The sequence below is a fragment of the Bradyrhizobium sp. SRS-191 genome, assembly GCF_024586915.1.
In the GTDB taxonomy this organism is placed as follows: Bacteria; Pseudomonadota; Alphaproteobacteria; order Rhizobiales; family Xanthobacteraceae; genus Bradyrhizobium.
Window position 1 is genome coordinate 45,785 of the sequence record NZ_JANBVS010000001.1, and the last position, 25,736, is coordinate 71,520.

Here is a 25,736-nt window from a genome sequence, read left to right on the forward strand (position 1 = left end):
GGACCGGAGATCATTGGAGGGCGCCCGCCGCTGCTCTCGGTCCAAGGGAAGACGGCGCTTCTTCATCGCTGCGGAAAAAGCCGTCGAGTTGGGGTTTGAGCCTCTCGAGGACGTAGTGCGACCCCTCCGGCGTGAGGTGAAGCGTGTCCCATACGATCGGCGTATCCGTGTTCGCCGTCAGCGGGCAAATCCGGTTCGGGCACGCGGCCTGCAGCACCGAGATGAATTTGACGTTCTCATAGCGGCGCGACAGCTGCCTCAGATGGTCATCGGCGGCGAAGCTCGCCTCGAGTGCAATGAACGACTTGTCGGGTGGGAAGTGAGTGAGTTCGCGGCTGACCAGGCTGCTGGCGAGCGGCACGGGAAACTCGATCGACGGACCAAATAACAGGACGGGCAGATCTGCGTCCCTCGCCGCCGCCAGGGTCGCGCCGAGATAGCTGTCGAGTGCAGGCGCGGGATCATCGGACCGTTCGCTGGCGGTCACGGCGGGCGGCGGCAATTGCCGATGCAGGTAGGCGCGCCAATGCGCTGAGATGATGATCGCTGAAAGCCGGCGGCTGCGGATCAGCTCGCCGATACGTGCGGTGACCTCGTTACAATTGCTCGATCCCTCCTGGCGCATTCCGAGGAGCGGCGCGCAGCCCGCAGAATTCAGCTGAAGCAGCTCATAGCGGGTGGTTGCGAAATAGTCCTGGAGGGCGGGGACATAGTGAGCGGCGGTGCTGTCACCGACGATCAGCACGTTCTTCCTGTCGCCGGCGAACGCCAGGCATTCGGAGCTCCGATAGACCGATATCGGCTCTTGTCGATCGAGGAAGCAGACGTGCTGGCGGTAGTACGGGACGAGCGCTGCCGCATCATATCTCAGCATCCGCTGCTGCGCCTGCGGATAGCGATCGGGGTAGCCGTTGCCGATGATGCCGGCCGAAGCAATCGCGATCAGGAGTGACGAGGCCACCGCAATCAGGCGGGTGACACGCATATGCTTCCATACGACCGTCGCGCGCGCGGGAGCTTCGACCAGGCGATAGGTCACGTCAGCGAGCACGATGGAGCCGAGCAAGAACACGGCGCTCGATAGGGGCCCCGTCGCCCAGTCGCGCGGCAATGCTGCCGTCCCGAGCACGAACACCGGCCAGTGCCAGAGGTAGAGCGAGTAGGAGATCTTGCCGAAAAACAGGAGGGCGGCTTCGGCGGGCAAAGGCGGCCGCGCCCCCTCTCGGTTGAACGCGAACAGGAAGACCGCGGCGCCCAGACATGGGAGCAGGGCATGCACGCCAGGGAAGCGCGTCTCCGGGCTGAACAGGGCGACGGGCAGCAGCATCGCCGCCAAGCCGGCCAACGCGAGGGCACAGCGGATCCGGAGGTCCGACGGCGACCAGCGTTCGGCGAGATAAACCACCCCGCCGATGAGAAACTCCCAGGCCCGCAACGGCGACAGATAGAACGCCGCCTGCGCCTGCTGCTTGATCATGAGCTCGTCGAGGACGCAAAGCCCCACGGCACCGCCGACGACGAGCAGCAGCGACCAGCGCGACGAAGGATCGCGAAAGCACTTGCTCCACAACCAGGTCGCCAGCGGAAAGACGAAGTAGAACTGCTCTTCGACCGACAGCGACCAGGTATGAAGCAGGACCTTGCTGATTCCCGGCAGGTCGAAATAGCCGGCTTGGGTCCAGAAGTAGATATTCGATCCGAACAGCAGTGTGGCGACGGCGCTCTCGAAGAATGCGCGGTAGTCATGGGGCGGCGCGAGATGCCACGCGCAGATGCCGGTCGCGAGCAGAACCACGTAGAGCGCCGGCAAGAGTCGTCTGGCGCGCCGCTCGTAGAAATTCGCGAACGAGAATGAATCGACGCGGATGTCGGCCCAGATCAGCCGCGAAATCAGGAATCCCGAAATGACGAAGAAGATGTCGACTCCGACGAAGCCGCCGCCGAAGCCCGGGACGTCGTAGTGGAATCCGATGACCGAGAAGACTGCGATGGCCCTGAGATAGTCGACGTCGCCGCGGAATGACAAACGCATCTGACTGAGCCGCACCTTCCGTACCCCGACACCGAACGCATCGCGGACACAAGGCGAAATGAATGGCAATATTTGGAAACGCGACGGCGAAGACGGAGGATGGCTGGCGATCTCGCAAAGGGCCGCAAGCCCGCCGCGGTGCCGACGTCGTGTTGCCTTTGATGTGGCGAGTTCAGGCCGATAGCGTGCCGATTTAGAAACGCGATGAACGACTCGATGGGCCGGCGATGGGGTCGCTCTCGCTGCCGCCACGAGGGGAATGACTCGCGCGAGCATGGCGAGCGCGCTCGGCAGGCATCAGCAACTGCAGGACCGGGCCTGCGGCAGCATCAATGATAGTGAGGTTGTCGACCGGCAAGGCCGTGCCGGATGCTCAGCATGGGCGGTCCAGGCCGGCGTGGTCGACGAAAAAAGTTCGGATGCTCCCGCAGCGGCAAGACCCGGGAGCATCCGAAGTGGTGCGGGTGAATCCGGGGAAGGAACATCCGCCAGCCCTCACATCATCGCAATCGAGATTTCGCGTCTTTGCGCTAAATCAAATCAATCGCGCAGGTGCCGGCGCGGTCCTGAGTATCGTCACCGCCGGGTTCAGATCGCTGGTCAAGACAACGCCGGCCGCGATCGGCGGCCGGCGTGAAATGAGAGTGCGCAATCAATCCGGCAACGGCCGGGTCGTTGCGTCAGTTGCGGCGATGCTCAGCCCGCGGTGCCCGTCATCACGCGGGGCGGCGCCATCTTGAAGTGCTGCTTGGCGTAGGCGACGATCTGCCGATCGGTCGGATGATCGGCCGCCTCGACGGCCACGATACGCTTGCCGATGGCGGGATGTTTCTCGTGCAGGTACTTGGCGAGCTCGGTCTTGGCACTGGCCGGACCGATGATCAGGATCTCGCCGGCGTCGTTGAGCGCATGCGCGATCTCCTCAAGGAAGTGCTTGTCCGGCGCCGCATGGCCGCTGCCGATCGAGTTGGCCTTGTGATGCAGATGCTTGGTCTGCAGCTGCGGATGCAGCGTCAGCTCATCGGCGCCGGTGAGGCCGATGTGAAACAGCTTCGCCTCGCTGTGATCGAGCCACACGACGGCGTGGAAATGGGTCGGCATGATCTGGTCCTCGTCAGCAAATTGTCAGCAATCGCCGTGGCGGCTGGCGCGCTTGCGGAAAGCGCGCGCCGCGGCAAGCGGCCTCTCTTGTGCTGCGGACCTTAGCGAGCCCGAAACCGGGCCCCTTGATGCAGGTCAACCGATGCGCCGCCGCGAAGGCGGCTTGTCTCGGCCGGCTATTTCGGAGCAGGCGGCTTCGGCAGCGGCTTGTCCTGCCGCTTCGACCAGGAGATGTAATAGGCCACCGTCGTCATGATCGCGATGCCGGCGGCGCTGACAAGGATCTGGGCGAGCAGCGAGCCTGAGCTCAGCATCAGCGTGAAATGACCGATGAAGGACAGGAAGACGCCGACGCAGAACACGGCCAGCGACTGCTGGCCGCAGACCACCAGCGGATCGAACCCCTTCCACTCCAGTCCCGGCCATTCCTTCGGCACGAAGCGGATCACCATGATCACGATCACCACGAAATGCAGGAACCGATAGGGGGCGAGGTTGGTCTTGTCGTTCGGGTTGAACGCCGAATACAGCCAGTGCGGCAGCATCGTGCCATAGTCCGGAAAGCGGCCGGCCATGGTCATGACAAGCGCGAGCAGCAGATAAGCGAGACAGAAGTAGAGTGTGGCCGGGGCCATGATGATGCCCATCGAGCGGCGGGCGCCGCCGAGCGCGCACCATGAGCCGAACACGAACAGCACCTGCCAGCAATACGGATTGAAATACCAGGTGCCCGCCGGATAGGCCGCGAAATTCCAACCCATCTGCCGCGCGACCAGCCACAGCACGATCGAGGCGATCATCGTCACGTCGGGCTGGCGCAGCATCATCCACAGCACCGGCGGGAAGAAGCCCATCAGCACGATGTAGAGCGGCAGCACGTCGAGATTGACCGGCTTGAACTTCAGGATCAGGCCCTGCGCCAGGGTGTCGCTGGCGTGGTCGACCAGGCCCGCCACGTTGAACTCGTCGATGATCTCCGACACGCCGAAGCGCGTGGCGAGATAGCTGATGGCCACAATATAAATGACGAACAGCACGATGTGGGCGACGTAGAGCTGCCACACCCGCTTGAACAGCCGGGTGGCGCCGACGATGAAGCCGCGGTCGATCATCATGCGGGCATAGACGAACGAGGCCGTGTAGCCGGAGATGAAGACGAACAGGTCGGCGGCGTCGCTGAAGCCGTAATTGCGGGTGGTAATCCAGTTCACCACATTGTCGGGGATGTGGTCGAGGAAGATCGCCCAGTTGGCAATCCCGCGAAACAGGTCCAGCCGAAGGTCGCGCCCCCTCTCGGGCAGCGTGGCATTGATTTTCATGGCCGCTTCAACGCACTGTTTTGAATGGAAAACGTTCGGGGGATCAGGGAGGCGCGGTAGCAGTCGAGCGAGATTGTCACGGGACAGCAGAATGACTATACGAGCACGATAGACGGTCACGTCCAGGATGGGAATCACCGTTCCGTGCTGAAGGATTCGTGTACCCCATCCCGGCCGTTTCCGCCAAACGCATGACGAACCGCTGCTCCGAGAGGCTCTTCCAGCCATGACCGCACGCATTTTCAAACCGGCCAAGAACGCGATGCAATCGGGCAAGGCCAAGACCCGCGACTGGCAGCTGGATTACGAGCCCGAGCAACCGCGCGCGGTCGAGCCGCTGATGGGCTGGACGTCGTCGTCGGACATGAATCAGCAGGTCACCCTGCGCTTCGACAGCAAGGACGAGGCGATCGCCTATTGCGAGCGCAAGGGCATCCCGTACCAGGTGATCGAGCCCAAGGAGCCGGTGAAGCGTCAGGTCGCCTATGCCGACAACTTCTCCTTCCGCCGCGGCGAGCCTTGGACCCACTGAGCTTGGACCCACTGAGCTTGGACCCACTGAGCTTGGACGGACTGGCCGGGGCTGGGTCGGCCGGCGGGGTCTTTGATCCCTAATCGGGACTACCGTCCGCCGCGGAGATCGGCAGGGCGCCGTCCTTGGACTGCCCGAGCGACGGCAAGCTTCTGATGGTGCGGACGCCGGGCAGGGCAGCAAATTGTCGCAGCTGCCGGCTCATGCCCTCGACCCCGGTCGAGACGCATTTCAGCAGGAAGTCCGCGTCTCCCGACAGCCGCCAGCATTGCTGCACCCATGGCAGCGGCATGATCGCCGCCTCGAACGCCGCCAGCGTGGCCTGGTTCTGGCTCTCGAGCTGGATCGTCACGAACGAGACCACCTCATAGCCCAGCGCACGTTCGTCGATCGTGGCGCGGAACGCCTTGATCACGCCGCTGCCGCGCAGCGCGCGGACCCGGCGCAGGCAGTTCGGGTGCGAGATGCCGACGCGGTCGGCCAGCTCGTTGATGCGCATGCGACCGTCGGCCTGGAGCTCCGCGAGGATCCTGCGGTCGATCTCGTCGAGGTCGGGGCGCTCTGCCATCGCCTTTATGCCTGTTCGCCCCTTTTGCCGTCACCGCCCGATGGGGATGCCGCGCTGTGCGGCATGACGCCTGAGAGCACGAGCTTCTCATGGGCCGCGATGATCGCGTCCTTGGTGAGCCGCCCGCCCGGACGATACCAGCTGCATAGCCCGGTCAGTAGCGCGATGATGGCAAAGGTCGCGACCTGGATGTCATCCACGTCGAACACGCCTTCGGCAACGCCATCGGTGAGGATGTCGGCGAGCCGGCGCTCATAGGCGCCGCGCAGCGCCACCACCGCCTCATAGTTGCGCGGCTCGAGGCTGCGCAGCTCCGAATTGGCGATGAAGACCTCGCGCTTCCGGGTCATGTGATAGCTGACGTGGAAGGCGACGAACGCTCTGAGGCGTTCGACGGCACCCCGCTTGTCCCTCAGCGCCAGCTCGAGCTCGCTCAGGAGGTGGTTGATGTGGTCCTGGATCAGCTGCGACAGCAGCTCCTGCTTGGTGCTGATGTGATTGTAGAGCGAGCCCGGCTGGATGCCGACCTCGGCGGCGAGCTGGCGCAGGCTCATGGCCTCATAGCCGTGCTCGAAGATCAGCCGCAGGCCGGCCTTGCGGATCGCCTCCATCGTCGTCGGACCATGTGACCCGATCGTGCGCGCCATCTCGTCCTCGCCAGACCCGTTCCGCGCCGCGACGTCAGGAGATCGAAGACGCGCGGAAGCGGCGGTCGTTGTCAAAACACGTGTCGTCTCAAAGAGCTGCTGCCGGGATCAAACCATACAACAATCCTCTTGAGAACTCGATATAAAAACGTATGATCGTTTAATTCGAGAACAACGGACGGCCTGACCGGCCGCGACAGGGCCAGGGAGGACAGCATGCCGGCAGAGGTGGTACACCCGTGGTTGCGGCGAACCTCCCGGTCGCGCGCAGCCTGACGCGTGCTCCCGCGACCTTCCCTCCAAGCTGAGACACGAAGACGCCGATCATGACGCTTCATTCCACGATCGATCCCTCGTCAGCGGAGTTTGCGCGCAATGCCGAGGCCATGCGCGCGCTCGTTGCGGATCTGCGCGGCAAGCTGGCACAGGTCGCCGAGGGCGGCGGCGAGGCCTCGCGCAAGCGGCATCTCGCGCGCGGCAAGATGCTGGCGCGGCAGCGCGTCGACCTGCTGCTCGACCCCGGCACGGCCTTCCTCGAACTGTCGCCGCTCGCGGCGCACGGCCTCTATGGCGGTGACGTTCACTCCGCCAGCATCGTGACCGGCATCGGACGCATCGCCGGCCGCGAATGCGTCGTCGTGGCCAATGATGCCACCATCAAGGGCGGCACCTACTACCCGATGACGGTCAAAAAGCATCTGCGGGCCCAGGACATCGCGCGGCAGAACAATCTTCCTTGCGTCTACATGGTCGATTCCGGCGGCGCCTTCCTGCCGCTGCAGGACGAGATTTTTCCGGACGAGCGGCATTTCGGCCGCATCTTCTTCAACCAGGCGCAGATGTCGGCCGCGGGCATCCCGCAGCTCGCCATCGTGATGGGCTCGTGCACGGCCGGTGGCGCCTATGTGCCGGCGATGTCGGACGAGAGCATCATCGTGCGCAATCAGGGCACGATCTTCCTCGGCGGTCCGCCGCTGGTGAAGGCTGCGACGGGTGAGGTGGTCAGCGCCGAGGAGCTCGGCGGGGCCGACGTGCATTCGCGGCAATCGGGCGTCACCGATCACTACGCGCAGAACGATGCGCATGCGATCGGCATCGCACGCCGCATCGTCGGCACCTTGAAGCCGCCGGGCGCGCGCACCGTGCTGAACATGCGTGAGGTCCGCGAGCCGCGCTATCAGGCGGAGGAGATCTACGGCGTGGTGCCCGCCGACGGCCGCAAGCCGTTCGACGTCCGCGACATCATTGCGCGCGTGGTCGACGGCTCGGAGTTCGACGAGTTCAAGAAGCTGTACGGCCAGACGCTGGTGTGCGGCTTCGCCCACATCTTCGGCTATCCCGTCGGCATCATCGCCAACAACGGCATCCTGTTCAGCGAGAGCTCGCTGAAGGGCGCGCACTTCATCGAGCTGTGCTGCCAGCGTAACATTCCCTTGGTGTTCCTGCAGAACATCACCGGCTTCATGGTCGGCAAGAAGTACGAGGCCGGCGGCATCGCCCGCGACGGCGCCAAGCTGGTGACGGCGGTGGCGACCGCCTCTGTGCCGAAGTTCACCGTGGTGATCGGCGGCTCCTACGGCGCCGGCAATTACGGCATGTGCGGCCGCGCCTACGCGCCGCGCTTTCTCTGGATGTGGCCGAACGCGCGCATCTCGGTGATGGGCGGCGAGCAGGCAGCGATGGTGCTGAGCCAAGTCCGCCGCGACGGCATCGAAGCCAAGGGCGAGAGCTGGCCGGCAGAGGAAGAAGAGAAATTCCGCGCGCCGATTCGTGCGCAATACGAGGCGCAGGGCAATCCGTATTACGCCACCGCGCGGCTGTGGGATGACGGCGTGATCGATCCTGCCGACACCCGCCTCGTGCTTGGCCTCGGATTGTCCGCTGCCGCCAATGCCCCGGTCGAGCCGACCAAGTTCGGCCTGTTCAGGATGTGATCATGGCTCGTCCCGGATTGTATCGTCGTTTCCGCAAGCTCCTGATTGCCAACCGCGGCGAGATTGCCGTGCGCGTCATCCGCTCCGCGCGCGCGATGGGTTTGAAGACCGTCGCGGTCTATTCCGAGGCGGACCGCAACGCGCTGCATGTCGCGCTGGCCGACGAGGCCGTGCTGCTCGGCCCGGCGCGCGCCCGCGACTCCTATCTCAACATCGAGCGGCTGATCGAAGCCGCGAGGCAGACGGGGGCAGAGGCGGTTCATCCCGGCTACGGCTTCCTGTCGGAGAGCGCCGAGTTCGCGCAAGCCTGTCTCGATGCGGGGCTCGTGTTCGTCGGTCCGACGGCGGCGATGATCACTGCGATGGGCTCGAAGTCGGGCTCCAAATTCCTGATGGAGCAGGCCGGCGTGCCGCTGGTGCCCGGCTATCACGGCGAAGCGCAGGACGAGGCGACGCTGGCGAACGAAGCGGCACGGATCGGCTATCCCGTGCTGATCAAGGCGTCCGCCGGCGGCGGCGGACGCGGCATGCGCGTGGTCCGCGCGGCCGGCGATCTCACCGACGCCGTCACCAGCGCCAAGCGCGAGGCCAAGGCGGCGTTCAGCGACGACCGCGTGCTGATCGAGAAGTACGTTCAGAATCCTCGGCATATCGAGGTGCAGATCGTCGGCGACAGCCACGGCAACTTGGTCTCGCTGTTCGAGCGCGAATGCACATTGCAGCGCCGGCATCAGAAGGTGATCGAGGAAGCGCCGTCGCCGACGCTGTCGCCTGAGCAGCGCGAGACAGTCTGTGCGGCGGCCCGCCGCGCGGCGGGGGCCGTGAACTATGTCGGCGCAGGCACCATCGAGTTCGTCTCCGACGGCCGCGACGTGTTCTTCATCGAGATGAACACGCGGCTCCAGGTCGAGCATCCCGTCACCGAGCTGATCACCGGTGTCGATCTCGTCGAGTGGCAGCTGCGCGTCGCGTTCGGCGAGGCGCTGCCGCTAGCTCAGGACCAGATCAGGCTGAACGGTCACGCCATCGAGGCGCGCGTCTACGCCGAGAACCCCGCCAAGAATTTCATGCCGTCGGTCGGCACGATCAGGACCTGGCGGACACCAGCGGAGGCCGGCGGCTTGCGCATCGATGCCGGTTATCGCGAAGGCGATGCGGTCTCGCCCTATTACGATGCGATGCTCGCCAAGGTGATCGCCTGGGCGCCGACGCGCGAGGTGGCGATCGAGCGGCTCAACCGCGGCCTGGAGGACACGGATGTCCGGGGCATCGTCAGCAACATCCCGTTCCTGTCGGCGCTGCTGACGCATCCGGATGTCCAGGCGAATGCGATCGACACCGGCTTCATCGAGCGCCATCTGACGCAGCTGACGCAAGACGGCTCCGCTGCCGGGGATGTCGAGCTGTGCGCTGCCGTTGCCGCCATTCTGGTCGACGAACAGAAATCCGCTTCAGGCGAGCGGGGATCGCCGTGGCGGTCGTCGGGCTGGATGCCGGGCGGACTTCGGCAGCGCGTGTTCTCGTTCCGCCATGCCGGCGGCGATCCACGCACGGTGACGCTCGCCTATGGGCCGGGTGCGCAGACGCTGTCGATCGATGGCCGGCAGACCTCATTCTCGATCATCCCGACCGATGATGGCGGCTTCGACCTTGTGCGCGACGGCGTCAAATCCCATGTGGTGGCCGTCGTCGAGGGGCACGAGCTGTACCTGCGCACACGTAATGGCCGCTTCGATCTGCACTGGGTCGATCCATTCGGCGGCGACGACGAGGAGCAGGACGGCGAGGACAAGATCGTCGCGCCCTTGCCGGGCACCGTGGTGGCGTTGCTGGCGCAGGAGGGGGCCGTGCTGGAGAAGGGCGCGGCCATCCTGACGCTGGAGGTGATGAAGATGGAGCAGACCCTGCGCGCGCCGTTCGCAGGTGTGCTCAAGACCATCAAGTGCAAGGTCGGGGACATCGTGCAGGAAGGCGTCGAGCTGGCGGAAGTCGAACCCTCCGCCTGATCCTCCAACTTCAAGAGGTCAGCATGAGCGAGAGCGTGCGCATCATCGAAATGGGCCCGCGGGACGGCCTGCAGAACGAGAAGACGTCCGTCAGCGTCGCCGACCGCATCGCCTTCGTCCGCGCGCTCGTCGCGGCTGGCCTGACCACCGTCGAGGTCGGCGCCTTCGTCTCGCCCAAGGCGATCCCGCAGATGGTGGGCTCCGACGAGGTGATGCGCAGTGTGGCCGCGCTGCGGGGCGAGTTCCACGTGCTAGTCCCCAATGTGAAGGGCTACGAGGCCGCGCATGCGGCCGGCGCGAAGGTGATCTCGGTGTTTACCGCGGCCTCCGAGAGCTTCTCGCGCGCCAACATCAATTGTTCGATCGAGGAATCGCTGGAGCGTTTCAAGCCGGTCATCGCGCATGCCAAGACCGACGGCATCAAGGTGCGCGGCTACGTGTCCTGCGCGCTGGGGTGTCCCTACGAAGGTGAGATCAAGCCGCAGGCCGTGGCTGACGTCGCCAAGGCGCTGTGGGATCTCGGCTGCTACGAGATCTCGCTCGGCGACACGATCGGTGTCGGCACGCCAGTGAAGGCCAAGCAGATGCTGCGCGCGGTCTGCGACGACGTGCCGGTCTCGCGCCTCGCGATGCACTTCCACGACACCTATGGCCAGGCGCTGGCCAACCTCTATGCCGGGATGGAGGAGGGCGTCCGCGTCATCGATGCCGCGGCCGGCGGTCTCGGCGGCTGTCCGTTCGCGCCGGGCGCGACGGGCAACGTCGCGACCGAGGATGTCGTCTACATGCTGGAAGGCATGGGCATCCGGACCGGAGTCGATATGGCCAAGCTGCTGGCGGCGACCAACGAGATGAGCCGGCTGCTGGGTCGCCCGCCGGTCAGCCGCGTCGCAGGTGCGCTGAATGCGAAAGCGAAGCGGGCGAGTAGCGAATAGGGCCGACCCTGCTCGCTACTCCTCATTCGCTATGCGCCGCCGCGTCAGCGGCTCATGTCCGGGCCCATCACGAGGTCCGGCAGCGCGGTCGAGATCTGCGGCACGAAGCACAGCAGCAGCACCGCGGCCATCATCAGCAGCACGAAGGGCAGGGTGCCCCAGATCACCTCGCGCAGCGGAATGTCGGGCGCGACATTGCGGATGACGAAGATGTTCAGCCCCACCGGCGGGTGGATCAGGCCCATCTCCATCACGATCGTCATGACGACGCCGAACCAGATGATGTCGAAGTTCGCCGCCCGCAGCGGCGGCAGGATGATCGGCGCGGTCATCAGGATGATCGAGACCGGGGGCAGGAAGAAGCCCAGCACGATCACCATCAGCAGGATCGCGAACAGCAGCTCCCAGCGCGGCAGATGCATTGCCACGATGGACTCCGCCACCGACTGCGAGATGTGCAGGTAGCTCATCACGTAGGAGTACAGCAGCGACATGCCGATGATCAGCATCAGCATGGTCGATTCCCGCAAGGTCGCCTTCATGATCGGCGCGAGATCGGTCGGGCTCCAGACCCGGTAGATGATCGCGATCAGCACCAGCGCGAGGATGCCGCCGAGGCCGGCCGTCTCCGACGGGGTGGCCAGGCCGCCATAGAGCGCGACCATGACGCCGGTCAGCAGCAGCACGAACGGGATCACCCGCGGCAGCACCGAGAAACGCTGCGCCATCGTGTACTCGTCCTTGGTCAGGATGTCCGACCAGGCGCCCGATTTCTCATAGACCGCTTTCGCCCGCGCATATTCCTGCCGGAACCGAATCACGGCATAGAGGCCGAACAGCGTGACCAGCAGCAGACCCGGGCCGATGCCAGCCAGGAACAGCCGTCCCAGCGATTTCTCCGCGGCGATCGCGAACAGGATCATCGTGATCGACGGCGGCAAGAGGATGCCGAGCGTGCCGCCGGCGGCGATGATGCCGGCCGCGAAGCCGCCGGAATAACCGCGCTTGCGCATCTCGGGAATGCCGGCCGAGCCGATCGCCGAGCAGGTCGCGGGCGACGATCCGGCCATCGCCGCGAACAGCGCGCAGGCGAAGACGTTGGCAACCCCTAAGCCGCCGGGCACGCGATGCAGCCAGGCGTGCAGCGCCGAGTAGAGGTCCTGGCCGGCGCGCGAGCGGCCGATCGCGGCGCCCTTGAGGATGAACAGCGGGATCGACAGCAGCGTAATCGACGCCATCTCCTCGTAGACGTTCTGAGTCACCGTATCGAGCGAGGCGGCCGGCATGTAGATCGCCATGAACACCACGGCGACGGCGCCGAGCGCGAACGCGATCGGCATGCCCGCGAACATCGCAAACAGGGTGGAGAGCCCGTAAGCGATGCCAATTCCAAATACGCTCATCGACGGGCTCCGGTCAGCGGCGCCGCGATCTGCAGCAGCATCTGTATACACAGCAGGGTCATGCCCGCAGCCATCAGGCCGTAGGGAATCGCGAGCGGCGGCGACCACATCGAGTTGGACACCTGGCCATCGGCCCAGGCCTCGTGCGTCAGTGTCCAGGACTTCCAGGTGAAGAAGGCACAAAACAAAAAGCTGGCGACGTCGACCAGCCAAAGCCGGATCTTGTTGGCGAGCGGCGACATCAGGCCGACGAAGGCCTCGATGCTGACATGCCCACGCTGCTCCTGCACATAGGCAGCCGTCATGAACGTGGCGCCCACGAGCAGGAAGACGGCGGCCTCGTCCTGCCAGTAATTGGCAGCCTTGAACAGCGCGCGGCCGGCGACGCTGTAGCTAAGGATGGCGCAGGCCGCGACCAGCGCGAACGCGGCCAGGACGACGATGATGCGATTGAGCAGCGAGACGAGACGCTGAATTGGCGCCAGCGGTCCGCTGGCGCCAATGACTGTCGTGGTCTCGGTATCGGAGACGGGCGCGTGCATCACTCAGGCCGCGACGTCGGAGGCGAGCTTGAGGAGCTTGGCGCAGTTCGCGGACTTGCCGCCATAGTCCTTCCAGGCGGTGTCGCGGGCGATATCGCGCCACTTGTTGACGATCTCGACATCGAGCTCGACAACCTTGGCGCCGGCCTTCTCGTAGACCTTGGCGACTTCGATGTCGTCCTCCTGCGCGCCCTTGCGGCCGAACGCCTCCATCTCCGCGCCGACCGTCATCAGGATGTCCTGCTGGTTCTTCGGCAGCTTGTCGAACGCGGCCTTCGACATCATCAGCGGCTCGAGCATGAACCAGTACGACGCCTTGGCGCCGGAGGTCAGGGCCTTGGCGACCTCTTCGAGACGGAACGAGATCAGGCTGGTGGAGGACGTCAGGCCGGCATCACAGGCGCCGGTCTGCATCGCGGTATAGATTTCGTTGGACGGGACGGAGAGCACGGACGCGCCGGCGGTCTGTAGCACCATGTCCATCTCGCGCGAGCCGCCGCGTACCTTCATGCCCTTGGCATCGTCGGGCGTCAGCAGCGGACGCGAGCGGCTGGCGACGCCGCCGGCCTGCCAGACCCAAGTGAGCAGGATGATGCCCTTGTCAGCGAGGAAGTCGCTGAGCGCCTTGCCGACCGGCTCGTTCTTCCAGCGCATGCCCTGGTCGTAGGTCGTGACGAGGCCAGGCATCAGTCCGATATTGGTCTCCGGAAGCTCACCGCCGGCATAGGGCATCGGATAGAGGCTGATGTCGAGCGCCCCCTTCCGCATCGCTGAGAACTGCGCGACCGTCTTGATCAGCGAGGAGTTTGGATAGATTTCGGCCGCGATCTCGCCGCCCGAGCGCTTGGAAACCTCCTCGGCAAACACCCGACATAGCCGGTCGCGGAAGTCGCCCTTGTCGATGGTTCCGCCGGGGAACTGATGGGAGATTTTCAGAGTGGTGGCCGCGTGGGCGGTGCCGGTTCCAAAGCGCAGGATGGCCGGCGCGGCGAGCGCGGACGCGATGACATGACGGCGTGAAAGCATGAGACTTCCCCTGGACAACTTCTGGTTGGGTTCCCGACCCCGGTTCGCTGGCATTACCGATACGAGCCAAACTGCCGGATTTACCTCTAGCCGAACTATACAGTTCGTTCGAGGTCAAATGCAGGGGAGGCGACATATTGCTGCGGCGCAAATACCGGCCTCTGAGTCCCATGCAGCGGTCGTACTAACATCGGCTCGTCGGGGCGAAATTGTGTCGAGCTTCTAAACACCGCAAAAGGCCGATCAAAATTGATCCAAGAGAATTTTTTCGGAGGCTCGTAACAATCGCGCGTCCGGCAACGTCGAGATCGATGAGCGGCGCATCGATCGCCGTCCAACCCCGCACCTCGAAGGAGCGACCAACATGACTTCTCGCAGCCGCCTCATCCTCGCTTTCTCCGCCGCCGCTCTCGCCTTCAGCGTCGCCGCCGCGCCTGCGGCCTTTGCGGAGGACAAGATGGGCAAGGACGATGGGATGAAGAAGGATTCGATGTCCCACGACGGCATGAAGAAGGACACGATGGCCAAGGACAGCATGAAGAAGGACGGCATGTCCAAGGACGGGATGAAGAAGGACGACGGCATGATGAAGAAGAACTGAGCCGCGTCGCAGCGATTGCATCCGAGGCTCGGTTCGAGCCTCCCGGCTGAGCGAGGCGCCAGGGCGAGATGTTCTCGCCTTGGCGCCTCTGCTTGCTACTTCTTCTTGCCGCGCGCCTTGCGTGCAGCGTAGCGCGCGTCGCGCTTGGCCTTCTGCTCGGCTTCCATCTCGGCGGCGCGGGCGGCCGATTCTTCCGCCTCGCGGGCCAGGCGGGCCGCTTCGGCAGCCTTGGCTTCTTCCTCAAGCCGCTTCTGCTCGGCCTTCGCAGCCTCGCGCTCCAGTCGCAGCTGCTCGCGGCGGGCCGCGGCGGCTTCGCGCTCCTGCCGGCGCTTCACGACTTCGGGATCGTCCGGCCCGGGCTGCGACTTGAATTTTTGCACGATGCTCTGGCGGGCCTGCTGCGCGGCCTTCTGCCGATCGGCAAATCCAGGTTCCTTGAATCCTCTCATGGAGACGTCGTCACTTCGCTACTGGTGTGGTTTGACTGATCTGGTTTGATCTGTGGGGTTCGGTCAGGGGCTGCTTGCGCCGCCAGGCGACTCTTCCACGGTGTCGTGAACACGTGCGAAGGCTGACGCGAGGCCGTGTGTATAGGATCGCATGTGTCGATGACAAATGCTTTATCGCCAGTCCTCCACATCGGGCCTGATCAGCGCTTGCATGCTGTGTAGCGATCGCTATGTAAGCCCTCCCGTCAAGCTGACGAAGGTCGGCCGGCTGTGAGCAGCCTCACACCTCACGGGCACTGGCGCACCGCTCGGGTGCGACGTCGAACGGAGACGACCGGCATGACCTCTGTTTTTGGAGGGCGCGGGCGCGCAGCGCTCGCTGTTGCGCTCACCTGTCTCGTGGTGAGCGCCTGTGTGGCGACGGCGGTTTTCGCCCGTCCAACCCCCGTCCCAGCCGGTGTGCTGGGCGCGGAATGGGAATGCGGACAGCTGTTCTGGGTGACGAGCTGCACCCGGATCGAGCCCGCCACCCCGGCATCGCGCCACCACCAGGCGCCCCACGGCGCCGCGGCTGACCTGCGCGCCGCCTAGCCGCGTCCCATCATGAGCGGGCAGGACGATAGCGGCGGGCGAGGCGGAGCCATCGCGGCGCTGGTGTTTGCGGCCATCATGGTCGGATTCGGCCTTTGGCTGGCCCACAGCCTGACCACGGCAAGCAGGATGCAGGATTGCCTGATGTCGGGCCGGACCAACTGCAACGTCATCGTGCCGGAGCGCTAGATCCGCCGGACGTTGTTTTGCGCGGCGGAGTGATCGTCGCGGCGAATCGGCGCCATTTTCGGCTATGCTCGATTCTCCGCGCGAAGCCGGCCGCAAAATTGTCGCGATCTTACCGGTTTGTCGCGAAGAATATGATGTGGCCGATCGCATCCGCGCGGCGTTCGGCCTGACATCGATGAGCCATAGCCCTGGCCAGCGCAGGCGCATTGCAGACGGCGGGCGAGCAAGGGGTAGGCAAGCATGACGTCGTTCGACCAAACCAGATCCTGGCTGCCGGCCTTGGCCCTCCTGACGGCCGTCGTTCTGCCGTCCGCGGGATACGCACAGGGGCCAGCGCCCGACCAAGCCGGCCCGGGCCATCCGCCGCAGGGCCGTCCGCCCGGCGTCATTCGCCAGGGGCAGGGCGGGCAGCCGCCCGCCGGTCAGCCGCAAGCGCAGCAGGGGCTGCGTCAAGGGGCGATTTCGGGGGCTGTGCAAGGCCGCATCCCGACGCCCGGCCAAGGTCCCGTAGCGGCACAACCAGGACAACCAGGGGGACCAGCGCCGCGCGTGGCGATGCCGCCGCAGGGACGGCCGCCCGCGCCAGTCGCACAGCAGCAGGGACGCCCGCCGGGCGCCGGCTATGATCGTAGCCACGGTTATGCGCCGGGACCCGGTCCGGCAGCCATGGGCCGTGGCCCGGACGCGCGCTTTGCCCGCGGCGCCATCGGCGTCCGGGACTATGGCGGACAGTCCTATCGAGGCCGGGTCGGCTGGGAGGGCGGCCGCTGGCACCACACCGCTCACAATGGGCGGCAGGGCTGGTGGTGGGACGTCGGCGGCGTCTGGTATTATTATCCTGAACCGATGGAAGGCCCGCCGACCTACGTCTCCGAGGAATATGCCGACGACGTCGTCTACGCCCCCGCGACCGTCTACGAGGCCGCGCCTCCGCCGGTCGCCTATGAGCCGGCGCCGCCGCCCGCCGACCCCGATCCCGGCGCCAGCGCGCTCGGCGGCGCCATCATCGGCGGCGTCCTCGGCGGCATCCTGACCGGCAAGGCCGGCGGTGCCGCGGCGGGCGCGGTGATTGGCGGCGCAACGGGAGCGATCGCCGGCGCGACCGCCGCGTCGCGGCCGGGCTATTATCTGTCGCAGGGCAATTGCTACTATCGCTATCCGTCCGGAGAGTATGTCGCAGTCGATCCGCGCTCTTGCTACTGATCTCGCTGCGAGCGACGTGGCCATTGCGGCCAACTTGGCATTGATCGGCGCCATGTGCGGCCGCGCTTCTGAACCCGGACGCGCTGGCGGCGACTGATGGAGGAAGCGGATCCGATCACGAGCTCCGGTCCGGCCTCCGCAATGGTCCGGAGCGGGAGTTGGAGCGAATCCTGTTAGGCTCCGCTTCAAGGCGAGGTGAGAGTTTCGGAAGCAATGACCAAGGCGTCCAAGCTGGTTGCCGCCAAGGGCGGCAAGGTTCTCCTGGTCCGGCGCTGCATCGACGGCCGCTGGATGTTTCCGGGCGGCCGCAAGCGGGCGCGCGAGACCGCCAAGGACTGCCTCAAGCGCGAGATCAAGGAGGAGCTTCCCAAGCTCAAGCTCGGCCGGCTCAGGCTGTGGAAGGAAGTGACCGCCAAGAACAAGCGCTCCGGCCGCATGATGAGCGACGCGATCTTCATCGCCAAGAACGCCAGGGGGCGGCTCGAGATCGGCGACAAGAAGGAGATCGACCGTGCGGTCTGGCAGAAGCCTTATGGCCTGAGCCTGACGCCGACGTCGCGCTACATCCGCGACCGGCTGTTTCCGCGCAAGCCCGACTAGAGCACCGTCGGACCGGGAACGTCTTCGGGGTTGGGGCGTTAGATGGTTATGACTTACGAGAGCACAGCCAGACCGCCACGCGTCCTGACGCCTGAAGAGCGCCGGGCGCGCGATGCCATGCGCAGGGCCGATGCCGAGCAGGCCATGCGCGAGCACGAGGAGGCCCAGCGGGCCTTCTACAAGAACCGTGAGCGTTTGCGCGCCGAACGATTGGCGCGCGAGTCCGCCGACAAACCCGGCTGATCCGGAACCGTTCAGCCGGCAGGACGCGCTCGGAACGCGTTCGCCATCCGCAGGAAGGCCCGATCCAGCAGGTCGTACATGTCGCCCGTGATGTCGCAATCGAACATCGCGCGGCGCATGCACGTCATCCACTCGTCGCGCTCGGTGTCGCCGATCGGATAGGGCCGGTGGGCCGACATGATGCAACGGTGCTCGGCGCGCTCGAAATACAGCGGCGGTCCGCCGAGCCAGCCGCTGAGAAACTCGAACAGCAATTGCCGGATAGGACCGAGGTCGGCATCGTGCATGGCGCGAATGCGGCGCGCGTCCGGCTCCTCGTCCATGATCGCATAGAAGCGATCCGCCAGACGGCGCACGCCCGCTTCCCCGCCGATCAGCTCGTACGGCGTCGCCTCGACCACCACTGCTTCGCTGGCTTGCTCCACTGCCGTCATTGCATCCCGTTTCCGTTCGCTCCGTTGCAGCCAATAGGCGACGGGCGCCTGACGCCTTGATCTGCATCAAAGGCGACATGGCGATGGCCGCGGCGCGGCATGGCCGCGGGCCCGCGTCACAAACGCGCGTGAGCGCTAGCGCAAATTGGCTTTGACGAGGCGCTGCCGATCGGTGTCGGCGGCGATCTGGCGCAGCGTCTGCCGGAGCAGCGCGAGATCCACGGGCTTGGAGAATGGCGGGTAGACGTTGAGGCCGAGGATCTTGCCCGCCCGCACCGTGACGTCGCGGGTCTGGTCGTCGGAGCCGCTGATGATCAGGACCGGCGTCCGGGACTTCATGTCGGCGAGGAGCTGCAGCACTTCCGTGCCGGAGCGTTCGCCGAGATTGAGATCGAGGGTGATGCACTCGAAGTTGCGCCGGCGCAGCACGCTCATGGCGCCATCGACCGAATTCACGCCGGTCGTGGCAAAGCCCGCCTGCACAGCGATCTTGCGCAGGATCGACAGATGAACATCGGCATCTTCGATCACGAGAAGTTCGTTCAGCATGGTCCCCGCGCGGCTGTGTGTCGACCTCTGATGGGCGCCTGCAGCTTAAAAGTCGGTTTCTGAGTTCGACGTAAATTTTCGATCCCGTAGAATTACGTGTGGTTCTGCACGTCATCGTATATTGTGTGTGAATGCGCGACACGCTCATCGTGCTTCTTCGCCCCTGAGCATCGGCCCGAACGCGTGCCGTCGTCGGCGGACACGACCCGTCGTCAACGCGACGCCTTCCGGCGCCCGAGCTCTGCGATGGGCTCGCCCTCTGCACAGAGGGCGCGGGGAATGCCGGGCTGCTGGCCGCAACCCATGGCCCGCCTGCAGAAGAAAAAGCAGGCGGCAGTCACCACAGGTTCAGCCGGATCAACCCGGCATTCCCCGCGCGATGGTCTTCACGCTTATACGCGCTCTCCCCGGTGTCCGGCTTGGTAGCCACCGTCGCCCTCAGGCTCATCCTGCCGAAAGCTTGGCGCCAGCTTCGGGGCGCCAGGACCACGCGATTTCACGTCCGCAAGCAGTCGTTCGTCCGCGCACCAAAGCACGCTGCGACCCGCCTGCGGCCACCGCATCCCGCGCTCAACGTCCGTGACGATCGCGATCCGCCCCTCTCGAGGAGCACGGGACCACGTCAGAGAACACCAGTTTTCGAAAAAACGAAAGCGCGATTTTTCGGGCGGCAGGACTGGACAGGGGGGATGTCCCTGATCCGCCTCGCCAAACCAGTTTTCCGGCACATCGTGCATTGTTAGTTCGCCATCGCTCTTGGCCGGCCGAACGCCGCCCCGGGCGACCCGACGGGCAAATCAAGCCGACATCAAGCAGTCACCGTGAGCGGGCATGCCGTGGCGCATGCATCAAGCCTGTCAATACATGAGATCACAACGATCAATTTTACGAATGTTCCGAAATCGCTCATCAATGGCGTGATCAGTCGGGCGCCGGTGCGCCGTCCCGGCGGTCGATGGGGGCAAGCTCGTTCAAGAAGCGCGCCACTGAGGGGGGAATATGAGAAGAGGACTGAAGCAGTCCGCTCTGGCGACATTGATGCTGGCTGGAATGCTGCAAGGCGCAACGGCGGCGGAGAATGGCACCACCAACTATCCGGCGGGGTCACCCGGCATCTTCATCGGAACGATGCCGCCGATTCCCGGCCTGTTTGCGATCAGCCAGACCAGCTACACCAGCGCCAACGGCCTGTATGATGGCCAGGGCAACAAGCTGCCGATCAACTTCAAGCTCTCCTCGGTGTCGGAGACGATGCGCTTTCTCGCCAGCTATCCCGGCGAGTTCTTCGGCGCTCACGTCTATTCGCAGCTGGTCGTCCCGTTCGTGCATCTCGAGAACACCACTCCGGGTGGCTCGTTCCAGGCCAACGGGCTTGCGAATATCACCTTCTCGCCGGTGATCCTGCGCTGGGCGTTGTCGCCGGTTCAGAGCGTGACGGCGGGGCTCGACATCATGCCGAATACGGGCACCTACTCGGCGCGGCAGCCGCTGAACGTCGGCACCAACTACACGACCATCTCGCCGGTGATGGCCTATCGCTATGCCGACCCGAAGGGCTTCGAGCTCGGAATCTCGCCGCGTCTCCTGCTCAACACCACCAATACGGACTCCGTCAACGCGTTCACGCAACTGGGCCAGCAGTATCGCAGCGGCGATGCGTTCGTGGTCGACTTCAACATCGGCTACAACATCGGCCCCTGGAAGTTCGGCGCGGTCGGCGGCTACACGCATCAGTATCAGGACGACAAGGTCAACGGCGTCAAGGCGTTCAATCTGGCGGGCATCCAGGACGGCAACCGTCTCAAGTCGCTGAATCTCGGCCCGTCGCTGAGCTATGACGGCGGCGCCTTCCAGGTCAATGTGAACTACCAGCACACGTTCCATGTCGAGAACGGCAGCCGCAGCGACACGGTGTGGGCGAACGTGGCATTCCCGATCTGGGTGCCGGCGCCTCCGCCGGGCGCTGGACCGGCCAGGCGCTGAGCCGCGCTGCGGCACCGACATTCAAAGCCGTGACATTCAAGACGTGCGAACGGCCGGCGCTCCTGCGCCGGCCGTTCGTCATGAGAGGCCCCCGGACGCCGATCAAGGCAGCTCGGCAACGACCTCGCGCATCAGATTGCGCAGCCACAGGAGGCCGGCATCGTTGGAGCGATAGCGGTGCCACTGCACGCGCTGGCGCAGAACCGGGAGCTTGACGGGCAGATCGATGATGCGGATCGGCAGGCTGCGCTGGGCGGCGACCGCCAATCTGCGGTGCACGGTGGCGATGCGGTCCGTCCCGGTGATGAGATGCGGGATGGCGGTGAATGCGTACACCGACACGTCCTCGCGGCGGCTGGTGTCGCGCTGCTCCAGGTAATGACTCTCGAGCGATTGGGCGGCGATCGCGGGCCGCATCACGACATGGGACGCGTTGGCGAAGTCCTGCCGTGACAGCTTGCCCTTGCCGTATTTCCCCTTGCTCCAGGCGATGACGCAGAAATCGTCCTCGAAGATGACCTCCGACGGATGCAGCTTCGAGCTGAACTCCTCGGGAATGATCAGCAGGTCGACATCGCCGCGCTCGAGCGCGCGTTCCGGCCGCTGCACCTGCTGCAGGAAGTCGAAGCGGATTCCGGGGGCGAGAGCCTCGCTGCGCGCCAGCAGCCGCGGGATCAGCGTCACCAGCGTGTAGTCCGAGGCCAGGATCTTGAAGCAGCGGTCGGATTGCGCCGGGTCGAACTCCGAGGATGAGGCGATCGCCCAATCGACCCGCACCAGCAGGTCCCTGATCGAATCCTTGAGCACCTCCGCCCGCGGCGTGAGCTCCATCTTGCGGCCGATCTTCACCAGCAGCTCGTCGTCGAAATAGGTGCGCAGGCGGAGCAGGGCGTTGCTCATCGCCGACTGCGTCATGTTCATGCGCGCGGCCGCGCCGCTGACGCTGCGCAGATGCAGCAGATGGTCGAGCGCGACCAGCAGATTGAGGTCGAACTTGTTGTTGAACCGCATCGGCCGCCTCCCGAGATGTATTCAGAAGATCAATACGAACGATCTTGATAATCAATTTTTCGAAATGGTCAAACCGGGCTAAGCCAGACCTCGGGAAGAAACGTCGAGGGGACGTGCGGCCGGTCCGCGCGTCGCGAGTGCAATCATGTTCAAATATTTTCCGACCAACTACCTCTGGAATCTGTCGGTCGATCTGGCGATCGAGATGGGCGCCCGGATCGGCGAGATCGAGGAGATGTGCGCGCCGCTGCAGGACGCGGCGCGGCAGCCCGACGCCAGCGGCACCCAGGCGTTTCGCGAGACCTGGGCGCGGATGGCGGACAAGCTCTGCGAGCTCGCAGCCGAGGACGAGGCGAAGGGCCGGTTGCTCTCGGCGGGCGAGAAGTACGGCCGCGCGGCGAGCTATCTGATTACCTGCGAGCGCCTGCAGGCGCATGAGGCGCCGGGCCGGCTGGCGCTGTACCGCAAGTGTCTCGACACCTTCGCCAAGGGAATTGCGCTGGCGCGGGAGAACTGCGAGCGCGTCGAGATCCCCTATGAAGGCAGCCACATTGCCGGCCTCCTGGTGCGCGCGGAAGGCTGCGATGGACCGGCGCCGCTGCTGGTGCAGGTCAACGGCTTGGACTCGACCAAGGAGATGAAATACCGCGTGGGGCTGCCGGCGTGGCTGGCCAGGCGCGGCGTGTCGTCATTGATCATCGACCAGCCGGGCTCCGGCGAGGCGCTGCGCCTGCAGGGGCTCACGGCGCGGTACGACAGCGAGCACTGGGCCTCGCGCGTCGTCGACTGGCTGGAGACACGCAGCGACGTCGATCCCAGGCGCATCGGCCTCGAGGGTGTCTCGCTCGGGGGCTATTACTGCCCGCGTGCGGTGGCGTTCGAGCCGCGCTTCGCCTGCGGCGTCGCCTGGGGCGCCAATCATGATTGGCGCGACGTGCAGAAGAAGCGGCTGCAGAAGGAAGGCGACTTTCCGGTCCCGCATTACTGGGCGCATGTGCGCTGGGTCTGGGGCGCCAGGGATCAGGACGACTTCATGCGGATCGCCGAGCGGGTTCACCTCGACGGCATTCTCGACCGCATCAAGGTCCCGTTCCTGGTGACGCATGGCCAGAAGGACTCGCAGATCCCGCTGCATTGGGCGGAGCGGACCTATGAGCAGTTGGTCAATTCGCCGAAGCGCGAGCTGAAAATCTTCAGTGATCGCGAGGGCGGCGCGCAGCATGCGAGCTTCGACAACAGCATCAACGCCGGCCACTACATCGCGGATTGGGTGGCCGAGACCTTGAACGGAAGGGTCGCCTGAGCGGCAGGCGGAGAGGAAAGCCATGAAAATTGTCGGTCTGGAAAGCCTGGTCTTCGCTGTCGACGACGTCAGGAGCGCGGCGCGCTTCCTGGTCGATTACGGCCTGACGCCGGTCGACGTCTCGGATCGCGGCGGCCGCTTCGAGGCGATGGACGGGACTGCTGTCGTCATCGCGCGGCAGGATGACCCGGCGCTGCCGCCGGGTCCGACGCCGGGCTGTCGCCTGCGCAAGACGGTAATGGGCGTCGCCGACGAGGCGACCTTGGGCGCGATCGCCGCCGAGCTGCGGCGCGACCGCGAGGTCCGGCGGCTGCCGGACGGCTCGATCGAGTCGATCGACGATTGCGGCTTCGTGATCGGCTTCCAGGTCACGGCGCGGCGGCCCTTCGTACTCCCCAGCGAGATCTCGAATGCGCCGGGGGGCGTGGTGTTCAGGCCGGTCAACAGTCTCGGCGTGCCGCCGCCGGGCAGCGTGATCCGCCCGCGCTCGCTGTCGCATGTCGTGTACTTCGTGCCCGACGTGATGAAGGCGGAGGCCTTCTACGTCAACCGCCTGGGCTTCCGCTGCACCGATCGCTTCACCGGCACCGGGCCCTTCCTGCAGCCCGCCGGCTCGCTCGATCATCACACCCATTTCCTGATCGGCGCGCCGCCGCACATGCATGGCGTCGAGCACTTCACCTTCCATTTCGGCGGACCGTCGGAAATGATCACCAACGGCTATCGTTTCGTTGAGAAGGGCTATCAGGCGTTCTGGGGACCCGGCCGTCACATCCTCGGCTCGAACTGGTTCTGGTACTTCAACAGCCCGTTCGGCTGCCACATCGAGATGGATGCCGACATGGATCAGCACGATGCGAGCTGGCAGCCGCGTGAGGCCACGGCCTCGGCTGACAACTCGCAGACCTTCCTGCTGAAGATGCGCAGGAAATGGTATCCCGGGCCAGGAATTCCCGAGAATGGCGACTACGCGTGAGGGCGCGCGCCCAGGCTGGGTCCGTCTGTGCCGGGCGGACGAGATCGAGGAGGGGCAATCGCGCGGCTTCGATCCCGACGATGAGGGGCAGGACAGCCTGTTCGTCGTGCGATGGCAGGGGCAGCTCCATGCCTGGCGCAATGCCTGTCCGCATATTGACGGCGCGCCGATGGCTTGGCGCAGGGATGCGTATCTCAATGCGGCGGGGACGCGCATCGTTTGCCACGCGCATGGTGCCGAGTTCATGCCTGACAGCGGGCTGTGCGTGCAGGGGCCGTGCCGCGGTGAGCGGCTAGGTCACATTGAGTTCGTCGTCGATGCCGACGGCGAGCTGTTCGTGAAGTCATAAGAAGTCATAACAAGCCCGCCAGGGCGGACGACAGAAGGAGGAGGCACCATGGCAGTGGTGAGCAAGGTGCTGACGATCGGCGGCGGATTCTCCGGCATGGCCGCGGCGATCCAGATGCGGAAGGCGGGGATAGCGGTCGATCTGGTCGAGCTCGACGCGAACTGGCGACCCGAAGGCGCCGGCATAACCGTCAGCGGCCCGACCTTGCGTGCGCTCGACCAGATCGGCGTGCTCGGCGAATTCACACGGCGCGGCTATCTGTCTGATGGCGTCGAGCTGGTCACGCCGGCAGGTCATCGCATTGGCGAGATTCCGACGCCGAAGCCGGTCGGATCGGAGGTGCCGGGCGGCGGCGGCATCATGCGCCCCGAACTCGGCCGCATCCTCGCCGATGCGACGCGCGCGGCCGGCGTCCACGTGCGTGTCGGCTGTAGCTACACTGACATCACGCAGTACGACGGCGACGTCGAGGTCGCCTTCACCGACGGCACGACCGGGCGCTACGATCTCGTCGTCGTCGCCGACGGCGTGCATTCGAAGACGCGGGCGCTGCTGTTTCCTGAGGTGAAGCCGCCGCAATATATCGGGCAGGTGGTCTGGCGCGCGGTGCTGCCGCGGCCGGAGGAGATCGTGCGGCCGCGGATGTGGCTGGGCGGTGCGGTCAAGGCCGGCGTCAATCCGGTGTCGCCGAGCCGGATGTACATGTTCGTCACCGAGGCGCGGCCCGACAAGCAGCAGATCGAACGATCGGCGTGGCCGCAGTTGGTCGCGGACATGCTGGCGCCGTTCAGCGATCCCGTGCTGACCGGCTTGCGGCCGCATTTATTCGCCGCTGACGCCGCGATCGACTATCGGCCGCTCGCAAACCTCCTGGTGCCGGCGCCGTGGAATCGCGGGCGCGTCATCCTGATCGGCGACACCGTGGCCGCGACGACGCCGCATCTCGCCTCCGGTGCTGGCATCGGCATCGAGAGCGGCATCGTCCTGGCCGAGGAGCTCGCACGCGCAACGACGTTGCAGGAGGCGTTCGACCGCTTCCATGCGCGCCGCTGGGAGCGCTGCCGGATGGTAATCGAGAATTCCGCGCAGCTCTGCCGCATCGAAATGGAGAACGGCGACAAGGCCGAGCACGCCCGCATCATGCGGGAGTCGACCATCGGGCTGACGCAGCCGATCTGAGCCGGCGACAAACACAAAAAATGGACATCAA

At 65.3% G+C, this 25,736-nt stretch carries 26 protein-coding genes; 14 read left to right on the plus strand and 12 right to left on the minus strand.

Going from position 1 to position 25,736, the window contains the following annotated elements; all coding sequences use genetic code 11:
* Positions 1–10: 10 nt before the first annotated feature.
* From NLR35_RS00260 to NLR35_RS00270, 3 genes are all read right to left on the minus strand, one after another.
* Positions 11–2,047 carry an acyltransferase family protein gene (locus tag NLR35_RS00260; protein WP_257164565.1) on the minus strand — a complete coding sequence of 679 codons (2,037 nt, stop codon included), beginning with the start codon at positions 2,045–2,047 and terminating at the stop codon, positions 11–13.
* A gap of 681 nt (positions 2,048–2,728) precedes the next feature.
* Complete coding sequence (locus tag NLR35_RS00265; protein ID WP_257164566.1) at positions 2,729–3,133, minus strand: translational machinery protein; 405 nt, start codon at positions 3,131–3,133, stop codon at positions 2,729–2,731.
* Positions 3,134–3,309: 176 nt separating this feature from the next.
* Positions 3,310–4,452 (minus strand): OpgC domain-containing protein, encoded by a 1,143-nt coding sequence (locus tag NLR35_RS00270; protein ID WP_257164567.1) that lies wholly within the window; start codon positions 4,450–4,452, stop codon positions 3,310–3,312.
* Positions 4,453–4,678: 226 nt separating this feature from the next.
* On the opposite strand from NLR35_RS00270, the gene NLR35_RS00275 reads away from it, so the two are divergent.
* Positions 4,679–4,984 (plus strand): ETC complex I subunit, encoded by a 306-nt coding sequence (locus NLR35_RS00275; protein ID WP_257164568.1) that lies wholly within the window; start codon positions 4,679–4,681, stop codon positions 4,982–4,984.
* A 79-nt stretch (positions 4,985–5,063) separates the two neighbouring features.
* On the opposite strand, the gene NLR35_RS00280 is transcribed toward NLR35_RS00275, so the two are convergent.
* Both NLR35_RS00280 and NLR35_RS00285 read right to left on the minus strand, forming a co-directional pair.
* Positions 5,064–5,552 carry an Lrp/AsnC family transcriptional regulator gene (locus NLR35_RS00280; protein ID WP_257164569.1) on the minus strand — a complete coding sequence of 163 codons (489 nt, stop codon included), beginning with the start codon at positions 5,550–5,552 and terminating at the stop codon, positions 5,064–5,066.
* 5 nt (positions 5,553–5,557) lie between these two features.
* Complete coding sequence (locus tag NLR35_RS00285; RefSeq protein WP_257164570.1) at positions 5,558–6,199, minus strand: TetR/AcrR family transcriptional regulator; 642 nt, start codon at positions 6,197–6,199, stop codon at positions 5,558–5,560.
* A 326-nt stretch (positions 6,200–6,525) separates the two neighbouring features.
* Here NLR35_RS00285 and NLR35_RS00290 point away from each other — a divergent pair, with 326 nt between their 5' ends.
* From NLR35_RS00290 to NLR35_RS00300, 3 genes are read left to right on the plus strand one after another with little or no spacing between them, the layout of a single operon-like run.
* Positions 6,526–8,133, plus strand: coding sequence for a carboxyl transferase domain-containing protein (locus tag NLR35_RS00290; protein WP_257164571.1), 1,608 nt, complete (start codon positions 6,526–6,528; stop codon positions 8,131–8,133).
* 2 nt (positions 8,134–8,135) lie between these two features.
* Complete coding sequence (locus NLR35_RS00295) at positions 8,136–10,139, plus strand: acetyl-CoA carboxylase biotin carboxylase subunit (protein ID WP_257164572.1); 2,004 nt, start codon at positions 8,136–8,138, stop codon at positions 10,137–10,139.
* 23 nt (positions 10,140–10,162) lie between these two features.
* Positions 10,163–11,074 carry a hydroxymethylglutaryl-CoA lyase gene (locus NLR35_RS00300; protein ID WP_257164573.1) on the plus strand — a complete coding sequence of 304 codons (912 nt, stop codon included), beginning with the start codon at positions 10,163–10,165 and terminating at the stop codon, positions 11,072–11,074.
* Between the two features lie 44 nt (positions 11,075–11,118).
* Here the strand turns inward: NLR35_RS00300 and NLR35_RS00305 are convergent, their stop codons facing one another.
* Genes NLR35_RS00305 through dctP form a run of 3 tightly spaced genes read right to left on the minus strand, consistent with a single transcriptional unit; the run spans position 11,119 to position 14,045 of the window.
* Positions 11,119–12,477, minus strand: coding sequence for a TRAP transporter large permease (locus NLR35_RS00305; RefSeq protein WP_257164574.1), 1,359 nt, complete (start codon positions 12,475–12,477; stop codon positions 11,119–11,121).
* Positions 12,474–13,019 (minus strand): TRAP transporter small permease, encoded by a 546-nt coding sequence (locus NLR35_RS00310; protein WP_257164575.1) that lies wholly within the window; start codon positions 13,017–13,019, stop codon positions 12,474–12,476. The genes NLR35_RS00305 and NLR35_RS00310 overlap by 4 nt, the downstream gene beginning before the upstream one ends.
* A 3-nt stretch (positions 13,020–13,022) precedes the next feature.
* On the minus strand, positions 13,023–14,045 hold the full coding sequence (gene dctP / locus NLR35_RS00315) for a TRAP transporter substrate-binding protein DctP (protein ID WP_257164576.1): 1,023 nt from the start codon (positions 14,043–14,045) through the stop codon (positions 13,023–13,025).
* 364 nt (positions 14,046–14,409) lie between these two features.
* Here dctP and NLR35_RS00320 point away from each other — a divergent pair, with 364 nt between their 5' ends.
* Positions 14,410–14,646, plus strand: coding sequence for a pentapeptide MXKDX repeat protein (locus NLR35_RS00320; protein ID WP_257164577.1), 237 nt, complete (start codon positions 14,410–14,412; stop codon positions 14,644–14,646).
* Between the two features lie 95 nt (positions 14,647–14,741).
* Here NLR35_RS00320 and NLR35_RS00325 read toward each other — a convergent pair whose 3' ends face one another.
* Positions 14,742–15,095 carry a DUF6481 family protein gene (locus NLR35_RS00325; RefSeq protein WP_257164578.1) on the minus strand — a complete coding sequence of 118 codons (354 nt, stop codon included), beginning with the start codon at positions 15,093–15,095 and terminating at the stop codon, positions 14,742–14,744.
* Positions 15,096–15,698: 603 nt separating this feature from the next.
* Between NLR35_RS00325 and NLR35_RS00330 the strand changes: the two genes are divergently transcribed.
* The 4 genes from NLR35_RS00330 to NLR35_RS00345 all read left to right on the plus strand — a co-directional run bounded on the left by NLR35_RS00330 (position 15,699) and on the right by NLR35_RS00345 (position 17,921).
* Complete coding sequence (locus tag NLR35_RS00330) at positions 15,699–15,875, plus strand: hypothetical protein (protein ID WP_257164579.1); 177 nt, start codon at positions 15,699–15,701, stop codon at positions 15,873–15,875.
* Between the two features lie 555 nt (positions 15,876–16,430).
* Positions 16,431–17,078: a hypothetical protein gene (locus NLR35_RS00335; protein WP_257165210.1), complete on the plus strand. Its 648-nt coding sequence runs from the start codon at positions 16,431–16,433 to the stop codon at positions 17,076–17,078.
* Between the two features lie 213 nt (positions 17,079–17,291).
* Positions 17,292–17,678 carry an NUDIX hydrolase gene (locus tag NLR35_RS00340; protein ID WP_257164580.1) on the plus strand — a complete coding sequence of 129 codons (387 nt, stop codon included), beginning with the start codon at positions 17,292–17,294 and terminating at the stop codon, positions 17,676–17,678.
* Positions 17,679–17,726: 48 nt separating this feature from the next.
* The gene (locus NLR35_RS00345) at positions 17,727–17,921 is read left to right on the plus strand and encodes a hypothetical protein (protein WP_257164581.1); all 195 of its coding nucleotides are present in this window, start codon (positions 17,727–17,729) and stop codon (positions 17,919–17,921) included.
* 11 nt (positions 17,922–17,932) lie between these two features.
* Here the strand turns inward: NLR35_RS00345 and NLR35_RS00350 are convergent, their stop codons facing one another.
* Together NLR35_RS00350 and NLR35_RS00355 are read right to left on the minus strand one after the other, a co-directional pair.
* The gene (locus NLR35_RS00350) at positions 17,933–18,355 is read right to left on the minus strand and encodes a group II truncated hemoglobin (RefSeq protein ID WP_257164582.1); all 423 of its coding nucleotides are present in this window, start codon (positions 18,353–18,355) and stop codon (positions 17,933–17,935) included.
* Positions 18,356–18,490: 135 nt separating this feature from the next.
* A complete protein-coding gene (locus NLR35_RS00355) occupies positions 18,491–18,904 on the minus strand; it encodes a response regulator (protein WP_257164583.1) in 414 nt (137 codons plus the stop codon).
* A gap of 999 nt (positions 18,905–19,903) precedes the next feature.
* Here NLR35_RS00355 and NLR35_RS00360 point away from each other — a divergent pair.
* Positions 19,904–20,887, plus strand: a complete 984-nt coding sequence (locus NLR35_RS00360; protein ID WP_257164584.1) for a transporter — start codon at positions 19,904–19,906, stop codon at positions 20,885–20,887.
* Positions 20,888–20,989: 102 nt separating this feature from the next.
* Here the strand turns inward: NLR35_RS00360 and NLR35_RS00365 are convergent, their stop codons facing one another.
* Positions 20,990–21,898, minus strand: a complete 909-nt coding sequence (locus tag NLR35_RS00365) for a LysR family transcriptional regulator (RefSeq protein WP_257164585.1) — start codon at positions 21,896–21,898, stop codon at positions 20,990–20,992.
* Between the two features lie 145 nt (positions 21,899–22,043).
* On the opposite strand from NLR35_RS00365, the gene NLR35_RS00370 reads away from it, so the two are divergent.
* Genes NLR35_RS00370 through NLR35_RS00385 form a run of 4 tightly spaced genes read left to right on the plus strand, consistent with a single transcriptional unit; the run spans position 22,044 to position 25,705 of the window.
* The gene (locus NLR35_RS00370) at positions 22,044–23,201 is read left to right on the plus strand and encodes a S9 family peptidase (protein ID WP_257164586.1); all 1,158 of its coding nucleotides are present in this window, start codon (positions 22,044–22,046) and stop codon (positions 23,199–23,201) included.
* Positions 23,202–23,223: 22 nt separating this feature from the next.
* Positions 23,224–24,177 (plus strand): VOC family protein, encoded by a 954-nt coding sequence (locus tag NLR35_RS00375; protein WP_257164587.1) that lies wholly within the window; start codon positions 23,224–23,226, stop codon positions 24,175–24,177.
* Entirely contained in the window at positions 24,161–24,526 is a 366-nt protein-coding gene (locus tag NLR35_RS00380) for a Rieske 2Fe-2S domain-containing protein (protein WP_257164588.1), read from the plus strand. Before NLR35_RS00375 ends, NLR35_RS00380 begins: the two co-directional genes overlap by 17 nt.
* Positions 24,527–24,574: 48 nt before the next feature.
* Positions 24,575–25,705, plus strand: coding sequence for an FAD-dependent oxidoreductase (locus NLR35_RS00385; RefSeq protein WP_257164589.1), 1,131 nt, complete (start codon positions 24,575–24,577; stop codon positions 25,703–25,705).
* Positions 25,706–25,736 lie beyond the last annotated feature (31 nt).